Source organism: Nonomuraea monospora (assembly GCF_039531895.1).
Taxonomy (GTDB): domain Bacteria; phylum Actinomycetota; class Actinomycetes; order Streptosporangiales; family Streptosporangiaceae; genus Nonomuraea; species Nonomuraea monospora.
On record NZ_BAAAQX010000014.1, the window covers coordinates 50,471 to 69,199 of the forward strand.

Here is an 18,729-nt window from a genome sequence, read left to right on the forward strand (position 1 = left end):
CTCAGTCCTCGCCGCGCGGGGTCCCGTACAGCTTGGGCTCGAAGTACCCTTCGGGCTCAGGCACGAACGGCTGGCGCGGGCGCGTCATCTCCGCGCCCGCCTTCAGCTCTTCCCGCAGCTCGCGTACGTTGTCGCGCAGCCCGCGCCGCCAGGCGACGCCCAGCACCAGGGCCGAGCCCGCGAACAGCCACGGCGCGCCCTGCGTCATCGACGTGTAGAGGCCGAGCGCCAGCGACTGCACGATCGACACCGAGCCGAACGCCCGCCCGAGCTCCACGAAGAGCGTCGCGCAGAAGAACGTCAGCGGCGGCGTCACCACCAGCGACAGCAGCTCGCGCCGGTTGACCAGCACCGCGCCGAGCACGCTGGCCAGCACGAACGCCGCCCCCACGAGCTGCTCCACGCCGAACACGGCCGCCAGCACGTAGCCCGCCAGGGTGGCCACCAGGGCGAGCGCGATGGCGCCGCGTGCGGTCAGCCTGACCGCAGAGCGCCTGCCCTTCTCACCTGCCACTGGCCCACCCCCCCTTTTACTGCGACCCGCCTGCCAACTTACCGTTCGCGTGGGTTATCAGAGATGAGGTTTCGAGCAGTTCGGGGGAGGCCAGCGGCCTGGGCAGCCCTTCGAGCATCTCCGGGGCGTCCAGCTCGCCGTCCACGACGCCGAGATCGTGAAGTTTGCGTGCTGTGACCAGGACGCGGCTTTCGAGCGATCCGACCGACTTGTTGTACGCCTCCACCGCCCTGGTCAGCGCCTTGCCGAGCGACTCGACGTTCCTGCCCAGGGACGACAGCCGTTCGTACAGCTCCTTGCCCAGCTCGAACACCGCCCGCGCGTTCTCGCTCAGCGCGGCCTGCTGCCAGGCGTAGTGCGCGGTGCGCAGCATCGTGATCAGCGTGGTGGGGGTGGCGATGTGCACGCGGCGCGTCATCGCGTACTCCAGCATGCCGGGGTCGCGTTCGAGCGCCGGCGCCAGGAACGCCTCGCCGGGGATGAACAGCACCACGAACTCGGGCGACGGGTTGAACCCCTGCCAGTACGCCTTGGCCGCCAGTCGGTCGATGTGCTCGCGGACGTGCCTGGCGTGCGCGTCGAGCCGTACGGTGGCGAGTGATTCGTCGGAGGCCTCGGCCGCCTCCAGGTAGGCCGCGAGCGACACCTTGGAGTCGACGACGATGTTCTTGCCCCCGGCGAGCCTGACGACCATGTCGGGCCGCATGGAGCCTTCGGCGACCTGCTCGTCGAAGTCGCAGTAGCGCTGCATGCCGGCGATCTCGGCGACCCTGCGCAGTTGCAGCTCGCCCCACCGGCCGCGCGCCTCGGGCCGTTGCAGGGCCCTGACCAGGGCCGTCGTCTGGGAGCGGAGCTGCTCGTTGCTCTGGCGGACGAACTCCATCTGCTTGGCCAGCTCGGCCCGCGCCGCCCGCTGCCCCGACTCGGTGTCGCGCAACTGCGACTCGACCCGGGCCAGCGCGTCCTTCAGCGGCTCGACCAGGTGCTCGACGGCCTGCTTGCGCTGGTCGAGATCGCCGGCGGCCTCCGCGCGGGTGGCCGCGAGCCTGGTCTCGGCCAGCTCCAGGAACCGGATGTTGTTGACGTCGAGCGCGCGCGTGGACAGCGCCTGGAACCGCTCGGCGAGCTGCTCCTCGACGTAGACCAGCTTCTCGGCCGCCGATCTGGCCCGCGCGTCGGACTCGGCCACCCGCACCGCCGCCCGCGTCCTGGCGACCAGGAACCCGACGAGCAGGCCGACGGCTAGACCGATGAGTAGCGACACCACATCCACTCCATCGATGATCGCAGGATCGGGGGCGCGATTCTTCCCGACACGCTTGGGCGTTCCGCTTGTGCGCCCCATCTCCTGTCACGCACAGTACTGGGATGAATACGGTACCGAAGCTCGCCGCCGCGGGCGCCGCCGTCGCGGCGGCCCTGATCGCGCTGGCCGGCGCGGTCATCGCGGGCTCGGGGGAGAGCGCGCCGGAGCCGCGGCCGACGCTGCGCTGGACGCCGGGCGCGTGCGTGACGGGCGACCTGGCGCTGACGGCGTGCAACGGCGGCGACTCCGAGGTGATCGCCATGGCCGCCGACCCGCCGGGGCCGGGCGAGTGCCCGGCGGACACCGACGACGTTCTGCGGGTCGGCGCCGGGCGGACGGCCTGCGTACGCAACTTCCTGGAACCGCATCCCGGCGCCCCGGGCGGGGGCGGCGGCCTGCTCAGGCCGGGCGACTGCGTCACGCTTGACGGTCGCGAGCGCGCCTGCTCGCGGCCCGGCTGGTACGGCAGGGCGCTCGCCCTCGCCGGCGAGCCCGCCGCCTGCCCCGACGGCACCCTCGACACGCTGGACGGCGACCTCCAGGTCATCTGCCTGGGCCGGGGCGGCCAGGTGCTCGACCGCGGCGCGTGCGTGGCCGAGCCCGCCACGGACGTGATCGCCCGCTCCGCCGTCACCCGGCTGCCCTGCGACTCTCCGCACGCCTGGGCCAGGGTGCTGTCGTTCGAGGTCGCGCCCGCGCACTGCCCGCCCAGCTCGAAGCGTTACCTGCGGGCGGACGAGGGCTACCGTCCGGTGACCTGTCTGTCCGTGCTCAGCAAGTAAACTCGTTCTCCGTGAGCGAGCGTAGCGAGGGAACCATCAAACGCAGCAGTCAAAGACTCATCCGAGCGACGGAGTCGGTCGGATGAGTCTCTCCATCGGCATCGTCGGGTTGCCCAACGTCGGTAAGTCCACGCTCTTCAACGCGCTGACCAAGACCGGCAACGCGCTCGCGGCGAACTACCCGTTCGCCACCATCGAGCCCAACGTGGGCATCGTCGGCGTGCCCGACGACCGGCTGCCCGTGCTGGCCGAGATCTTCGGCTCGGCCCGCGTCCTGCCCGCCAAGGTCGAGTTCGTGGACATCGCGGGCCTGGTCAAGGGGGCGTCGGAGGGCCAGGGCAGGGGCAACCAGTTCCTCGCCAACATCCGCGACACCGACGCGATCTGCCAGGTGATCCGCGTCTTCAACGACCCCGACGTGACGCACGTCGACGGCGAGATCTCCCCGAAGCGTGACATCGAGACGATCAACACCGAGCTGATCATGGCCGACCTGCAGACCGTGGAGAAGGCCGTGCCGCGCCTGCAGAAGGAGGCGCGCAACAACAAGGACAAGAAGGCCGCGCTGGAGGCCGCGGAGGCCGCCCTGGCCGTCCTGGAGACCGGCAGGACCGTCTTCGAGAGCGGCCTCGACCGCGAGGAGCTGCGCGAGCTGCACCTGCTGACGGCCAAGCCCTTCCTGTACGTGTTCAACCTCGACGCCGACGAGCTGACCGACACCGCGCTGCGGGAGCAGCTCTCGGCGCTGGTCGCCCCGGCCGAGGCCGTGTTCCTCGACGCCAAGATCGAGTCGGAGCTGGTGGAGCTCGACGAGGAGGAGGCGCTGGAGCTGCTGCAGTCGGTGGGCCAGGAGGAGTCGGGCCTGCGCCAGCTCGCCAGGGTCGGCTTCGAGACGCTGGGCCTGCAGACGTACCTGACGGCCGGGCCGAAGGAGACCAGGGCCTGGACGATCCGCAAGGGCGCCACCGCGCCCGAGGCGGCGGGCGTCATCCACACCGACTTCCAGCGGGGCTTCATCAAGGCCGAGGTCGTCTCGTTCGACGATCTGGTGGAGGCCGGCTCGATCGCCAGCGCCCGCTCGGCGGGCAAGGCGCGCATCGAGGGCAAGGACTACGTGATGCGCGACGGCGACGTGGTGGAGTTCCGCTTCAACGTCTGAGCGTCCTCCGGCTTGTCGCGCGGCCAATCACGGAGGGTCAGGCTTCGCTGCGGTAGGTTACCGACGGCGGCCGACGGCGAAGCCCCCAACGCGTCTGGTATCCCTGGAGTGACCAGACGTTTGTTCCAGGGATAACTGATGCGTCAACCACTTTGGGCCCCCGCGCGTCGAATCGTCACGGCGTTCACGCTGACTCGGGAGGCCCTCATGTTCCGTCGCATCACCAGGAAGCGCCGCTCGGCGCCCACGCTCGCGGGAATCAGCCTCGAGGAGGAGCTGGCCCTGATCAGGGTCGAGCTGATGTACGGCCTGCGCGTCAACCGCGAGGCGTACCTCCGCAGGAAAGTGGACGAACGCGTCGAGATGTCGACGCGCATGCGGGAGCGCGAGCCCGCGGAGATGCTGGCCGATCTCCGTGGCTCGCTGGAGCGCGCGGTGCGGCCGACGGTGGTGGATCTCCACAGCAGGCGTCAGGCGCGCACGAGCCAGGATCCGGAGCCCGCCTGACGGATCGGCGCCGATCGCGACCCATGCCGATTCCGCAGGTCGAGACAGGTCCATGCCTGTTTTGGACAGGAATCCGTGGCTGCCGAGCTATGGCATTTTAGGCGTCTGGCCTGGTCAAAAGCCGATTCGAACGGGGACTGATAGGAATCGGCACTGTGGCCTGTCATACGGGCCCGGTTTGCCGGTGGGGAGGGTCATGCCGCAGCATGGGCGTGGCTTTCTCGGAACAATGGCGGAGACCGGATAGGGTGACTACTTCACCGCGGATGATGGGGATCGGCAACGGACGACACCGCGCCAGCCGGGGGGATCGGCGCGAGCGGAGGCGTGATGGCTCGTAGGTCTACCGTCCAGCACGATCCTCGGATCGCTGACGGGCCCGGGCTTTCCGCAACCCTGGACACGGCTGACTTCGAGGCGCCGCCGCCCCGCAGGCCGCGGCGCGGCGGCTGGTCGGGTGGCGGCGGACGGTGGCTGGTGTGGACCGGCCGCGTCATTCTCTGGGCGCTTATTGTGGTAATCGTGGTGAATGGGATTCGTGCCCCATTTGAGCGGTTTACGCAGCAAGAGCCTGCTTCGTCCAATGTGGCCGCGCAGGCCGACAAGGGATTCCCCACGGACGGGGGCATGGCGTTCGCCGCCCAGTTCGCGGGCGTTTACCTGAATTTCAGCCCGGAAGACGCCGCGAGCAGGTCGAACAAGCTCGCCGCGTTCCTGGCCGAAGGCATGGACCCGCAGATGGGCTGGGACGGCTACGGCAAGCTGGCGGCCGTCGCCATCCAGCCGTACGACATCGAGGCCAGCGACGCCCACAACGCCGTGATCAGCGTGGCGTTCCAGTCGGGCCCGCGCCGGATGATGCTGTCGGTGCCGGTCTACTACTCCGGCGACGACGCCGGCCGGCGCTTCGTCGTGGCCGGCCGCCCGGCGATCCTGCCCGCCCCCGCCCCGGCCGACCTGCCCCAGGTGGCCGCGCCGGAGACGGACGAGGCCGCGGCCGCCGAGCTCAAGCCCCAGTTGGAGGGCTTCTTCAAGGAGTACGCGCTCGGCGACGCCGCCGGGCTGCAGCGCTACGTCGCCGCCGGCAAGAGCCTGCCCAGCTTCGGAGGCGCGTTCACTTTCTCGCAGCTCAAGGAAGTCGTGGTGCCTGTGGGGGGTGCCACCCGAGAGATTCAGGCGGTCGTGGTGTGGGCCGTGCCCAACGGCGACGCCCCGCCCACTCCGAACGCCACCGACCCGGCGGTGGTCGGCGGCACGCTGGAGCAGGTGTACCGCCTGACCGTGGAAAAGCAGGGCGACAAGTGGTTCGTCGCCGACATCCGCGGCGGCGGACGGGTCGTTGGATAGAGGCACGGCCACGCCGCGGATCGGTACCCCCCGGGAGGACAAGAAGTGACCTTGAAGACCGTAATGCTCACCTTGATCGAGATGTCGCCGACACCGACCCCGGTGTCCACCGGCATCGACACCGGAGGGCTCGCCAACTTCCTGCGCGCCTTCTTCGCCCCGTTGTTCCTCGTTGTCGTCTCCGTGGTCGCGCTCTTCTTCCTCTTCACCCGCGAGATCACGCGTTTCGTGCAGTTTCTGATACTGGCTGTGGCCATCGGAGTGATCTTCTACGTTCCCAACATCATCGAGGTGACAGCGCGGGCGATCGCGGGCGCACTGGGCATCAGATAAGGGTTGAGACCGCTTCGCGGCGGTCATGAACGAGCGGGTGGAGAGGAGGACCGCGTGGACCTGCCCACGTACACGAACATCTGGCGGATCGAGAAGCGGCTGTACAAGCTGTACGACCTACGGCTGCCGATGCCGCTGCCCATCGTCTGGATCGGCGTCTTCGTCGGGGTGTTCGTCCCGTGGTCGCTCCTGCTGGTCCTGGTGGGCGTGCCGGTGGAGATGCCCTGGCACGTGCTGTTCCTGGTGCCACCGGGCATCGTGACGTGGTTGTCCACCCGTCCCGTCATTGAGGGCAAGCGGCTCACCGAGCTGCTCGAATCCCAGCTCCGCTACCTCGGCCAGCCCAAGGCCTGGTACCGCATGGCGCCCAGCGCGGAGCCCGAGACCGTGACGTTCTCCGGCCGGGTCTGGCGCACCGGCTCCGTCCGTGCCAAGGCGAAGGCGCCACGCAAGACCGCCCGCCAGTCGCAGCGCAAGCGCGAGGGCCAGCGGCTCACCGGGCCCCGCCAGGTCCGCCCCGCCGTCGCCGCCGCCGCTGCCGCCGCCGCGCAGGCTCCCGTCGCCGAGCCCTCGTCGTCGCGTACGGGCTGGGGCACCCGGCGTGGCACGGCGCCCGCCCTCAAGGGCCGGGTGCGGCAGGGGGCGGCGCCTCCGGTGTCCGGGAGCGGGCCGGGCGTGGTGTGGCGCGAGGAGGGGGTCTCAGGGGGCGCTGGGCGGCGTCAGGAGCCCGTGTCGCTTCTGGACGAGGCCGTGGGAACCTCGGGGCACGCGGTCGTCGAGCCCGAGCTTGCGGGGCCGATGCGTGAGGACGTTCCCGAGCTTGCGGGGCCGGTGCGGGAAGACGTTTCTGAGCCTGAGGCCGTTGAGGTGCGGCCCGCGCCGGAGCGCGCGGATGCGCAGAGCCTGGAGCGGGCGGATGCGCAGAGCGCGGAGGACGTGAGCGCCGAGGCTGTGGCGGCGCGCGAGGCCAGCGTGCCGATCAAGACTGTGGAGAGCCGCAAGCCCGCGGCCGGTAAGCCCATCGACACCGAGGCGTTGCGGCGGCTGCGCAAGCTGGCGGCCAGTGCCGACGCGCCGGCCGAGAACGGTGCCCGCGGCGAGGGCGGCGGGCGGCGCGGTGAGGACGAGGTCGCCAGGGATCAGCACAGGAAGGGGCAGCCGCCTCGGTTGCCTCAGGGGTTGTTGTTGCCCGGTACGCAGCGGGTCTGGCCGCCGCTCAACCCGAACGCCAAGCCTGTGCCCCGGCCGGCTGCGCAGGAGCCTGGGCCTTCCGACGAGGTGCCGGAGACGGTCGCCGACGTCGCTGAGGGGCCGGTGGCGGCTGAGCGCGATGCCGTGGTGGCGGGCGGCGATGGTGCGGCGGCAGGCGATGGCGCGGCGGACGAGCGTGAAGCGCGGGTGGCCGAGGAACGCGCCGAGGTGCAGGAGCACAGCGCGCCCGCGGCTGGCGAGCAGGAGGGCGTCGGCCTGCCCGCCGACGAACGCGAGGGGGGCGCAGAGCCCACCCGCGAGGACGGCCGGACGGTCGGCGAGCGTGAAGCGGCGAGCGCCCACGGCTGGCCGACGCCGGACGCGGCCCCGGTGCCGCGTGAGGCGGCCAGGGCGCACGACGTGCCGGGCGCGGAGGCGCGTGAGGCGAGTGTCCGAGGCGCGGCGGTGCCGGGCGCGGAGGCGCGTGAGGCGAGCGTCCAAGGTGTGGCGCTGCCGGGCCAGGAGACGCCGGAGCGAGGAGGCGGCCGGCGCGCCGACGCCGCGCCGCCCGTGCCGGGGCCGAGGCCGGGCGAGGGCAAGGTGCGCAGGATCGAGTCGGTGGTGGGCAGGGACTCCGGCGGCTGGCGCCGCATCGCGCAGGTCGTGGTGGGCGGCGGCGGAGTCCGTACCGACGGATCGGAGATCGACGAGGCGAGGGCCAGGGCCGTGTTCGGCGGCGGCAGGAGGATCGTCGTGCTGGGCTGCACCGGCGGAGCCGGGCAGACCACGACGGCGCTCATGCTCGGCCACACCTTCGCCCAGGTGCGTGACGACAGGGTCGTGGCCGTCGACGCCAACACCGGCGGCGGCACGCTGACCAGCAAGATCCAGCCGGAGACCCCCGAGACCCTGACCTCGCTGCTGTCAGGGCTCGACCGGGTCAGCGGCTATCTCACCATGCGGGGTTACACGACGCGGACCGCCTCCGGGCTTGAGGTGGTCAGCGCGGACACCGACGCGGGCGCCGAGCAGCGTCTCGCGGATCGGTCCTTCTTCTCCGACCACCGGCTCGGCGAATCCATGCGCCTGCTCGACCGCCACTACAAGCTGGCCGTCATCGACCCGGCCGCCGCCCTGGCGGCCAGGTTGCTGCCGTACGCGGACCAGCTCGTCCTGGTGGTTCCGGCGAGCGAGGAGGCGCCGGAGGCGGTGGCGATGACGTACGAGTGGCTCGACGGGCACGGCTGCGCGGAGCTGCGCAGGCGGGCGGTGATGGTGGTCAACGGCGTCAGCAGGCGCTCGGTGACCGACGTCGAGCAGGCGGAGTCGGTGGCCAGAGGCAGGTGCCGGGCCATCGTCAGGGTCCCCTGGGAGGACGATCTGGCGCCGGGTGGCGCCGAGGTGGTCGATCCAGGGCAGTTGCGCGCGGCCGGGCGGCGGGCGTATCTCGCCCTCGCCGGTGTGGTGGTCGCGGGCTTCGCGGCACAGACCGTACGAGCGGCGAGCGAAGAGGAGTTGGCGAGTGACCCCCCGGGCACGAGAATCGGTGAGCGATAAGTGAACAAGCGAGCAGGTCTGGCCCGTTCATGCGCCGAGGGGGCGGCATGAGCAGGGCGTCCCGAGCGCACCAGCGCCTCGCGGTCCGCTACTTCGACGACCGCATCCTGCTCACAGACACCTGCGCATGGGCGTACTTCCGGCTTCCGACGGTCAGCTACGAGTTCGTCACCCCGGAGGAGCGCGAGGCGCTGGCCACCAACATCACGATCGCGCTGGCGGCGATCAGGATGCCCGACGCCGAGGTCCACCTGCGGGTGGCGCACCGCACGTATCCCGCCGCCGAGTGGGCCATGGCGTTGAACGCCACCTCCGACGAGGGGTCCGGCTGGCGCGACTACCTGGAGGAGATGTACCGGCACGTCTGGGCCAAGGACTTCTGGACCAAGGAGGTCTACCTGGGCGTGCGGCTCGGCCCGCGCGGCAAGCAGCTCGGCAGCGGCGTGTTGTCCCAGCTCTTCGGCTTCTACCAGCGTACGGAGAAGGCGCTGGGCATGACGGACGACCACGTGCCCGACAGCGAGATCGGGCGGTGGACGGAGCAGGCGGAACGGCTCGGCCGGGCGCTCGCGTCGAGCGCTCTGTACGCCCGTCACGCCACCTCCGTCGAGGTGGCGTGGTTGTTCCAGCACGCGGCGGCCGGCGCGGTGGGCGATCCCGCGCCGTCGGCGAGCCCGCGCAGGCGCTGGGGCAGGGGCGAGATCGAGTCGCTGGTCGAGGGTGAGATCCACAACGGCAGGTCGCTGCTGCGGATCGTGCAGCCGCAGGGCGACTCCTACGTGTCGTACCTGTCGTTCGCGCGGTTCCCCGACCTGATGCCGTTCCCCGACGGCGAGCCGTGGATGCACTTCGCCGACCAGTTGCCGTTCCCGGTGGAGATCTCCTCGCGCATGCGGCTGATCCCGCCGGTGAAGGCGTCCAAGGACGTGGCGCGCAAGCTGGCGCACGCCCGCGACATGGACCACCACATCCGCGAGGCGGGCGCGGAGGCGCCGCTGGCGCTGGCGGAGCAGATCGACGCGGCCCGCATGCTGGAGCACGGCATCACCAAGGAGCGGCTGCCCTTCGTGTACGGCTGGCACCGCCTGATCGTCTCGGCCCCGACCGAGGACATCTGCGTGCAGCGGGTGGAGGCGGTGGTGGAGCACTACCGCGACATGGGCATCGACGTCGTGAACTCGACGGGTGACCAGTTCTCGCTGTTCCGCGAGTCGCTGCCAGGCGAGAAGGTGGGCATCAACGCCTACGCCCAGCGCCAGCCGCTGCGCACGATCGCGGGCGGCATGGCCACGGCCACGGTCGATCTGGGCGACCGGCTGGACGACGGCAACGAGGGCTGGCTGGGCCCGTACATCGGGGAGACGGTCGGCAGGGCGCGCAGCATCGTGCACTTCGACCCGCTGGTGGCGGCCACCCGCAACCGGCCGACCGCCATCGCGATCACCGGCGAGCCGGGCGGCGGCAAGACGACGCTCGCGCTGCTGATGATCTACCAGATGGCGTTGCGCGGCGTGACGGTCGCGGTGATCGACCCGAAGGGCGACGCGGAGTCGCTGGTGCAGCTCCTGGAGAAGCGGGGCCGCAAGGCGCGGGTGATCCCGCTGGGGTCGGCCGCGCCGGGGCTGCTCGACCCGTTCTCGTTCGGCGACGACATCGCGGCGAAGAAGACGATGGCGACCGAGACGCTGCGGCTGCTGCTGCCGCGCATGTCGGAGGAGCGCGAGTCGGCGATGATCCAGGCGGTGGCGGCGGTCTCCAACGGCGAGGACCCCTCGCTGGGCAAGGTCGTCGACTACCTGGAGCAGGCCGACGACCCCGCCTCGAAGAACCTCGGCGCGGTGCTGCGCTCGATGTCCGAGATGCACCTGGCCAGGCTCTGCTTCGACCCGTCCGGCGGCGACCAGATCGACACCGAGGGGTGGACGACGGTGTTCACGCTGGGCGGCCTGACGCTGCCCGACGTGACCACGGGCAGGGAGGACTACTCCTACGAGCAGCGGCTCTCCGTCGCCCTGCTCTACCTGGTGTCCCAGTTCGCGCGCAGGCTGATGAACGGCCTCGACCGGCGCACCCCCAAGGCGATCTTCCTGGACGAGGCGTGGGCGATCACCTCCACGCCCGAGGGCGCCAAGCTGGTGCCCGAGGTCAGCCGGATGGGCCGCTCCCGCAACACCGCTCTCGTGCTGGTCTCGCAGAACGCGGGAGACCTGCTCAACGAACAGGTGACCAACTGCCTGTCGTCCGTGTTCGCGTTCAGGTCCACCGAACGGGTGGAGGTGGACCACGTCATGTCCCTGCTCGGGGTGGAGCCGTCGGAAGAGCACAAGGCCGTGCTGCGCTCGCTGGGGAACGGCGAATGCGTATTCCGCGATCTGGATGGCAGGGCGGGCCGAATCGGAGTAGACCTGATCTCCGAGGAGCTTCTCCGCTGGCTCGACACGAACCCGACACACGACAAACCCGACGGCAACGGGCATGATCTTCAAGGGGGCGTGGGCAGGGCGCAGGAGGTACGGTCATGAAGATCCGGCTATCCCGACGATCGGCGGTCGTGCTCGCGATCGTCGGCGCCGTCCTGGCGGTCCCGCTCGTGCTGGGCGCCGCCACCACCCCGGCCGCCGCGGCCCCCTGTGACCTGTCGGGCCCGCTCAACGTCGAGATGGTCGGCAGCGGCGTCGACGGCCTCATCCAGGCGCCGGCTCCGGCGAGCGGCCCGCAGGCGCCGACCACGAACTACGGCCAGTTCGGCATGAGCGGCCAGTTCTGGCACACGCACGACCTGACCTGCTCCGACTACGTGGCCGTGCTCGGCAACATGTGGGCCAACGGCATCTTCACGGCGGCCAAGGCGGTCGACCGGCTGACGATCACCACGTACCAGGCGGCGGCGACGGAAGGGCCGCTGCAGTCCATCAAGGACGTGGTCGACGACATCGTCACGAACCTGTCGAACGCCATGTACTGGCCCTACCTCCGTCCGATCGTCATCCTCGGCGCCATCTGGCTGGCCTGGTACGGGCTGATCCGCAAGCGCGCCACCACGACCGCCGAGGGCGTCATCTGGATGGTGCTGGCGGTTACCGTGGCGGTCTGGTTCTTCAGCCGTCCCGGCGACTTCACCGGACTGGGCAAGGTCGTCACGGACAAGACCGGCGAGGTGGTCAACTCCGCCTTCTCCGGCCTGCCGGGCGCAGGCGGCGCGTCCTGCCTGCCCCCGCCCGGCACCGCCAACCCGCAGGTGCAGGCCGGCGGGTACGCCCAGACCGGCACGGCGGGCGTCGACCAGAACGCCGACGCGCTGTGGTCCACCCTGGTCTGCAAGCCGTGGCTGGTGGGCCTGTTCGGCACCGCCGACCCGCAGCAGCCCGTCGTGCGCGACTGGGGCCGCAAGGTGCTGGAGATGCAGTCGGTCCCGCCGCCGCAGGCCGGCCAGCCCGCCCCCGACGTGGGGGCCAGGCAGTCGGAGTACGCCTCGCTGGCCGAGAAGCTGAGGAACGACCCCCGCTACGCCACCTTCTCAGGACGCGACTGGTCCAACCGGCTCGGCGTGGCCGTCGGAGCGTTCATCGCGGCCCTGGTGGCCGGGCTGCTCATCTTCCTGGTGGCGGTCTCGCTGCTGGTGCTGAAGGTGGGCTTCCTGCTGCTGCTCATCCTGGGGCCGATCTTCCTGCTGATCGGCGTGCATCCAGGCAGCGGGCGGATCATCGCCATGCGCTGGGTGGAGATGCTCGTCGGCACGCTGCTGCGGCAGGCCGTGCTGACGATCGTGCTCAGCGTGCTCGTGTACGGGTACGCGCTGATCATCTCGACGGCCATGCCGTGGGGCATGCAGGTGCTGTTCATGGCGTTGCTGACGATCGCGGTGTTCTTCTACCGGCGGCCGTTCCAGCACCTGTTCGCCTCGATGAGCGGGCACACGGTCACCACCCGGATGCTCGGCGAGGCCGCCAGTTCCTCCGTGCTCGAACGGTCGGCGGGCGCGCTGCCGCCGGTCGCCTCCGCCCGGATCGGCCGCTGGGGCCTGCGCAAGGCCGAGCCGCTGATCAGGGCGGCGGGCGCGGCCGGCGGCCCGGCGGGCGCGGCGGCCTCCGCGGCGGCAGGCCAGGTGCGCGTACGCGGCGAGGAAGGGGAGGGCGCTCAGGCGGGCACCCGCATCCCGGCCACGGCGGCTCCGCTCGACACCGACGCGCAGGGCAAGGCCGCGGGACGGGCTCCGCTCGAACCCCGCAGGGGCACCGCGCCGCCGCTCAACCTGGGCGGCACGGCCGGTCGCGGCCGGGGCCCGGCGGCCGGTGGGCCCCGGGTGGGCGCCGGGTCGCCGACGTCAGGCGGCTCCGGCGGCTCCGGTGGTACGGGCGGGTCCGGTGGCACCGGCTCCGCGGGCGGCTGGTTCGGCGGGGCGTCCGGCGGCGGCTGGGCCCGGCGGGGCGGACCGGCCGGTGGGTCGGCCGGGTCGGCGGGTGGCACGCGGAGCACGGGCGCCCGCACGTCGCGCTTCGGCGGCTCCTCTGGCGGCTCGGGCGGTGCCCGTTCGCGTGGCGGCTCCGGTGGGGGCGGCCTGTTCGGTGGTGGCTCGCGCGGCTCCGGTGGTGGCTCGCGTGGCTCCGGCGGCTCGCGTGGCTCGGGCGGCGGTCTGTTCGGTGGCGGTTCCAACGGCTCCCGTGGCTCGGGTGGTTCGGGCGGTCTCTTCGGCGGCGGGTCAGGCAACGGCGGATCCCGGTCGGGTGGCACGTCGTCCGGCCCGCGGATCTTCGGTTCCGACGAGCCGTCGTCCCGCACCTCGGAAGCGCCCCCGCTCTGGCTGCGCAGCGGCCGCAACGGCGGCGGCTCCGGAGGTGACAGCACCGACGTGCCGTTCTGGCTCAAGCCGAACAACCCGGACAAGGACTGAACATGGCGCAGCCAGGTGACAGGCGGGGGGTGGCCTTCGCCGCCGTCGTCGTGGTCATCGCAGCGGTCGGCATCTACCTGACGATGTGGCCGGACTCCTCCGACCAGGCCGCGCCGGAGCCGGAGGCGAGCGTCGCCACCAGCTCCGCCGTGGCGTCGAGCACGCCGCTGGCGACCGCCAGTGCCGCGCCGTTCGACGTCTACGCGTACCTGCCGATGCAGAAGGAGCAGCTCGCCGCCGCGGCGGACCTGGCCGAGCGGTTCACCGCCGCCTACGGCACCTACCGGTACGACGAGGACCCGGCGGCGTACGCGGAGCGGCTGAAGGCGTACACGACGCCGGAGCTGGCGGGCACACTGACCAGGACGGTCACCTCCGCGGGCTTCGTCGAGCAGAACCGCACCGACCAGACCGTCTCCACGGCCACCGCCCACCTGAAGGAGATCAGGCAGGTCGAGAAGTTCTCCATCGTGTTCGTCGTCACCGCGAGCAGGCAGGTCACCGCCGCCAGCGGCAACAAGCTGGCCACGGAGGAGTACGCGGTCACGGTCAGCCAGCTCGGCGCGGACTGGCGCGTCTACGACATCCTGCCGTCCACCGAAGGCCAGGAGGGTGATCAGTGAAGCTCTCTCGCGCCCGGCTCGCTCTGATCATCGGCGCGGCGGGGCTGCTGCTCCTGGTGGCCGTCATCGTGTCGCCGCTGCTGCTGATGTCGATGCCGTCGTTCCTGTCCGACGGCGGCGCCGGCGTCGACTGCGAGGACACCGCCCAGGTCGAGGAGGTCTCCGACTCCGCCACCTCCGACATCCCGACCGAGTACCTGGAGCTGTACAAGGAGTACGGCAAGAAGATCGGCGTCCAGTGGAACATCCTGGCCGCCGTCGGCAAGCGCGAGACCGACCACGGACGCTCCACCCTGCCCGGCGTCAGCAGCGGCACCAACGCCGCCGGCGCGGCCGGGCCCATGCAGTTCCTCATCTCCACGTGGGGCGGCAAGGCCAGGATCCCGACGACGTCCCAGTTCAACGGGTACGCCTCCGACGGCGACGACGACGGCGTGGCCGACGTCTACAACCCGGCCGACGCCATCCTCGGCGCCGCCAAGATGCTCAAGCGCAACGGCGCCCCCGAGAACGTCCGGCAGGCGCTGTTCGTCTACAACCGGGCCTGGTGGTACGTCGACCAGGTCGAGGAGATCGCCAGGAAGTACGCCAAGTCCGGCACGGTCAAGGTGCCGCCGCAGGCCTCTGAGGAGTGCGACGAGCCGCTGGTCGAGGCCGCGCCGAGCGACCTCGTGGCCAAGATCCTGCAGTACGCGCTGGCCCAGCGCGGCAAGCCGTACCTGTGGGGCGGCACGGGGCCCGACTCCTTCGACTGCTCGGGCGTCATCTACGCGGCCTACAAGGCGGCGGGGCTGGCGATCCCGCGCACCACGTTCACGCAGTGGCCGTTCGGCGTGAAGGTGTTAGAGGGTGAGGAACAGCCCGGGGACCTGGTGTTCTTCAACGCCGGTCCGGGCACCTCGGCCGACAACCCCGGCCATGTCGGGCTGGTCGTGTCGAAGGGCAAGATGCTGGAGGCCAGGTGCCGGCTGTGCGGGCCCATCAAGGTCACCAGCTACCTGGCGCGCGACAACCGGGTCGGCTTCACCCGTCCCCTGCAGAACCCCGATGTGCTGGAACAGATCAAGAAGCTGCAGAATCCTTCCCTATGAGCATTGTGGTCGTCGCCGCGGTGATCGTCGCTCCTGGCGGGCGCGTACTGGCAGCCCAGCGCGCCGAGCCCGCCGCGCTCGCCGGCGGCTGGGAGTTCCCCGGCGGGAAAGTGGACCCGGGGGAGAGCGAGCCGCAGGCGCTGGTCCGTGAGTGCCGGGAGGAACTGGGCGTCGAGATCGCGGTGGGTGAGCGCGTCGGCGGTGACTGGCCGCTGGCCGAGGGGTACGTGATGCGCGTCTGGCTCTGCTCCCTGCTGTCGGGGCGGCCGGAGGCCAAGGAGCATCTGGCGCTGCGGTGGCTCGGGCCTGGGGAGTACTACGACGTGGAGTGGCTGGGGGCCGATCTGCCGATCATGAAGACTGTGGAGAATCTGCTCCTCCGTGATTAGGACATCCCTCTCTGTGACACAATGATTACTGTGCGTAATTTGTCGCGGCGGGGGAGTGGGGAGCCATGCGGAGGAGCTGGGTCGTCGGCGGTGTGCTGATCCTGGTGGCTGTGCCCTCCGTGCCCGTGGCGGCGGCCGGGGTGTCGCTGGTGCTGGAACGGGTCAGCGGGGGCGATGGGGTCGGTCAGTGGGTCAGGACCGGGGATACGCAGCGGTTCCGGGTGCGGTTGAACGGGATGGCGCGGGGAGCTCGGGTCGCGGTGGCGGCCAGTCCTGTGGAGGCGTTGGCCGGGGTGGCCTGCGAGGCGGGGGCGCCGGTCGAGTCCTCTGCGGTTCCTGCTGCTCCTGTTTCTGGTGCGGCTCCTGTTTCTGGTACGGGTGCCGTTACTGGTACGGGTCCTGTCCGGGTCGGGAGTGCTTCCGTCGTCGGGGAGATTCCCCAGGTCGGTGGGACGTCTGACGGTAGCGGGCTGTCCGTGGCCGGGGCGGTGGCCATGCGGGCGTTGGCCGTGGTGGGGAGGCCGGCTCCGCAGTTGTCCGGGACGCGGGTGTGTGCGTTGGGCAAGGTCTCGGGGGAGCGGGCGGTGGATGTCACCGTTCGGGCGCCTGCCGGGGGTGAGGAAGTGGTGCTGGCGGCTGTGGCGCGGGTGCGGGATGTCGGGGACGGGGGGCTGACGACCATGAGCAGGACCGCGGCTGTGCGGGGTGGGGAGGTGATCCCGGGGGAGTCGGCCACGGTCACCGGCCCTGTGGATCGGCTGCGGCCTCGGCGGGCTGAGGCGCGGGTCGTGGCCCCTCGGGCGCGGGTGGCGTCGCGTCGCGCTCGGGCGGTCACCGGGTCGCGGCGTGGTGGGCTTCTCGCCGCTCCGGGCGCGGTGCCGGGTTTGGTGCGGGATGCGAGGTCGGGCGGCGCGCCGCAGAGCACGGGCACAGGCGTAGGCGCGGGCGGAACGGGCGCGGCCAGCGTGGGCGCAGGCGTGGGTGGCACGAGCGTGGCCGGGGCGCGCGCGGGCTCAGGCGGCGCGTCGCACGGCACGGGCGCCGGGGGCACCGCTGCGGCTGGCGCAGGCGCGCTCGGCGCTGGCGCTGCGGGTGCGAGTGTGGGCGCAGGCGCACGGCCAGGTGGCGCGTCGCAGGGCGCGGGTGCGGCGGGCGGCGTGGCCGGGGCGGGCACCGGCGCGCTCGCTGGCGTTGGGCCTGCGGGTGCGGGTGCGGGTGCGGGCGTGGGTGGCGTGGGCGCAGGTGCAGGGGGCGCGTCGCAAAGCGGGGGTGCGGCTGGGGTGCCGGTGCCGCTTGGGACGGTGCCGCTTGGGACGGCGCCGCAGCCCTTGGGGGCCGTGCCTCAGGCCACCCCCACCCTCCCCACTGCGGTTGTCCCGTTCCAGCGCGACTCCACCGGCGGGGAAGCGCCACTTCCGTGGGGGATGGCCGTGGCCGTCAAGCCTGTTATGCCTGTCCGATGGGTGAGCCCGATCGACGGTCCGAAGGCTTTGCCTTGGGCTGCTGGGGGTATCGGGGTACTGATGGCGGCCCTGTGGGTCGTTGTCACGGTACAACGGGGCCGTAACCGTAGAAAGGTGTTGTAATTCCGTCTTTACTGTTACTTTTACCCGGCTAGTATTCCCTTGACCATGGTTCCGGGACTACGCGGAGGGCACCGGTGGCACGCACGCGAGCGACAGCCGTGTCCGCTATTGTCCTGGCGCTCGGATTGACGGGCGCCGGTGCGACGCCGTTCATCGTGCAGAGCGCGAGCGCTTCCGTGGCGTTCGACCCGGTGGAGCCCTGCGACCCCGACGTGACGCTGTGCAGTGACGTCAACCCCGAGACCACGATCACGGTCACCACGACGTTAGGCTCGCCGAGTCCCACGGGGCCCGAGGACGCGCCGGAGACGACGGTGACCAAGACCGTCACCGCGACTCCGACGAAGACCACGAAGGCGCCGACCCCCACGAAGACGACCAGCGCGCCCGCGACCACGCCCGCGGCGACGCCGCCGGCGCAGAACCCGCAGCCGCTGCCGACGCAGACCGCCGAGGTGCCGCCGGTCACCCAGACGACGCCCACGCCCGAGCAGTCGGTCGAGATGCCGGCCATCGCGCCGACGGAGACCGTCAGCACCCCGCCGCCGAGCCAGACGCAGGCCGCCTCCACCGAGGAGGTGCCGCTGGAGCTGCGCAGGGCGGCGCCGGAGTTCGACCAGACGGACCTGACGCGCAAGCTGAGCATCCCGGCGCTGGTGCTGGTGCTGCTGGCGCTGTTCGCGGTGCTGATCTTCGAGGGCAGGCTGCGCAGGATGGCCCACGCGGCGGCCGTCCGTAAGGCGGGCCCCCCGCCGATGACGGGCCCGATGACCAGCCCGATGAGCGGTCCTGACGTGCATCCGGCCGGTGGTGGGTATCCGGCGGGTCCCGGTTACGCCGCCACCGCCGGTGGCTTCCCCGCCCCGGCTCCGGCGTATCCGGGCGGTACGGCGTACGCGCCGATCATCAGCTTCGTGCCGGTGCAGACCTATCCGAGCGGCCCGCCCCAGTACGGCTACCAGGACCCGAACCACCCGTACCCGCCGCAGGGCTACATGCAGGAGCCGCCTCCCGCGGACCCCGAGCCCGTGGTGCTGCACCCGGACGAGTTCGACTCCTACAGCGAGCCGCCCAGGTCGCGCGAGCGTGACCCGTTCGAGCCGCTGGTCCCGCCCGAGCCGGTGCCGGCGGACATCCCGCCGGGCGGCGCCGACCCGTACGACGGCGGCGTGGAGCAGCCGCTCGGCCCGGCGCCCTTCGCGGAGTCGGGCGACGCGGTGCCGTGGGAGCAGGACCAGCCCGGTTCGCTGTTCCAGCCCGTGCGTGACAAGGGCACCGCCGAGTACGAGCCGCCGCCCTACCTGGCCCCCGACGCGGACGTGACGGCCGTCCAGCCGCTGCCTCCGCCCGCCGTGGAGCCCGAGCCCGTGCAGGGGTCGGAGCCGACGAAGGAGATGCCGGACAGCACGCGCCGGCGGTTCGGCAGGAAGAAGAAGTAGCAGCGGACATGAAG

At 71.6% G+C, this 18,729-nt stretch carries 14 protein-coding genes; 12 read left to right on the forward strand and 2 right to left on the reverse strand.

What is annotated here, in order from left to right; genetic code table 11:
- Position 1: 1 nt before the first annotated feature.
- Positions 2-514, reverse strand: coding sequence for a DUF6542 domain-containing protein (locus tag ABD331_RS26415; RefSeq protein ID WP_344479842.1), 513 nt, complete (start codon positions 512-514; stop codon positions 2-4).
- A 16-nt stretch (positions 515-530) separates the two neighbouring features.
- Positions 531-1,787: a DNA recombination protein RmuC gene (locus tag ABD331_RS26420; protein ID WP_425566049.1), complete on the reverse strand. Its 1,257-nt coding sequence runs from the start codon at positions 1,785-1,787 to the stop codon at positions 531-533.
- 95 nt (positions 1,788-1,882) lie between these two features.
- On the opposite strand from ABD331_RS26420, the gene ABD331_RS26425 reads away from it, so the two are divergent.
- The 12 genes from ABD331_RS26425 (at position 1,883) to ABD331_RS26480 (ending at position 18,715) form a co-directional block, all read left to right on the forward strand.
- The gene (locus ABD331_RS26425) at positions 1,883-2,602 is read left to right on the forward strand and encodes a hypothetical protein (protein WP_344479845.1); all 720 of its coding nucleotides are present in this window, start codon (positions 1,883-1,885) and stop codon (positions 2,600-2,602) included.
- Positions 2,603-2,684: 82 nt separating this feature from the next.
- The gene (gene ychF, locus ABD331_RS26430) at positions 2,685-3,761 is read left to right on the forward strand and encodes a redox-regulated ATPase YchF (RefSeq protein WP_344479848.1); all 1,077 of its coding nucleotides are present in this window, start codon (positions 2,685-2,687) and stop codon (positions 3,759-3,761) included.
- 207 nt (positions 3,762-3,968) lie between these two features.
- A complete protein-coding gene (locus ABD331_RS26435) occupies positions 3,969-4,268 on the forward strand; it encodes a hypothetical protein (RefSeq protein ID WP_344479851.1) in 300 nt (99 codons plus the stop codon).
- Positions 4,269-4,895: 627 nt separating this feature from the next.
- Positions 4,896-5,615 carry a conjugal transfer protein gene (locus ABD331_RS26440; RefSeq protein ID WP_344479854.1) on the forward strand — a complete coding sequence of 240 codons (720 nt, stop codon included), beginning with the start codon at positions 4,896-4,898 and terminating at the stop codon, positions 5,613-5,615.
- A gap of 63 nt (positions 5,616-5,678) precedes the next feature.
- Positions 5,679-5,948, forward strand: coding sequence for a hypothetical protein (locus ABD331_RS26445; protein WP_148437234.1), 270 nt, complete (start codon positions 5,679-5,681; stop codon positions 5,946-5,948).
- A gap of 54 nt (positions 5,949-6,002) precedes the next feature.
- Positions 6,003-8,696, forward strand: a complete 2,694-nt coding sequence (locus ABD331_RS26450) for a TcpE family conjugal transfer membrane protein (protein WP_344479857.1) — start codon at positions 6,003-6,005, stop codon at positions 8,694-8,696.
- A gap of 47 nt (positions 8,697-8,743) precedes the next feature.
- Entirely contained in the window at positions 8,744-11,218 is a 2,475-nt protein-coding gene (locus ABD331_RS26455) for an ATP-binding protein (protein ID WP_344479860.1), read from the forward strand.
- Positions 11,215-13,587 carry a type IV secretion system protein gene (locus ABD331_RS26460; RefSeq protein WP_344479863.1) on the forward strand — a complete coding sequence of 791 codons (2,373 nt, stop codon included), beginning with the start codon at positions 11,215-11,217 and terminating at the stop codon, positions 13,585-13,587. The genes ABD331_RS26455 and ABD331_RS26460 overlap by 4 nt, the downstream gene beginning before the upstream one ends.
- 2 nt (positions 13,588-13,589) lie before the next feature.
- Positions 13,590-14,210, forward strand: a complete 621-nt coding sequence (locus ABD331_RS26465; RefSeq protein WP_344479865.1) for a hypothetical protein — start codon at positions 13,590-13,592, stop codon at positions 14,208-14,210.
- On the forward strand, positions 14,207-15,301 hold the full coding sequence (locus ABD331_RS26470) for a C40 family peptidase (RefSeq protein ID WP_344479867.1): 1,095 nt from the start codon (positions 14,207-14,209) through the stop codon (positions 15,299-15,301). Before ABD331_RS26465 ends, ABD331_RS26470 begins: the two co-directional genes overlap by 4 nt.
- Positions 15,298-15,690, forward strand: a complete 393-nt coding sequence (locus ABD331_RS26475) for a (deoxy)nucleoside triphosphate pyrophosphohydrolase (RefSeq protein WP_344479870.1) — start codon at positions 15,298-15,300, stop codon at positions 15,688-15,690. The genes ABD331_RS26470 and ABD331_RS26475 overlap by 4 nt, the downstream gene beginning before the upstream one ends.
- Positions 15,691-17,374: 1,684 nt before the next feature.
- Positions 17,375-18,715 carry a hypothetical protein gene (locus ABD331_RS26480; RefSeq protein ID WP_344479872.1) on the forward strand — a complete coding sequence of 447 codons (1,341 nt, stop codon included), beginning with the start codon at positions 17,375-17,377 and terminating at the stop codon, positions 18,713-18,715.
- The last annotated feature ends 14 nt before the right edge of the window (positions 18,716-18,729 follow it).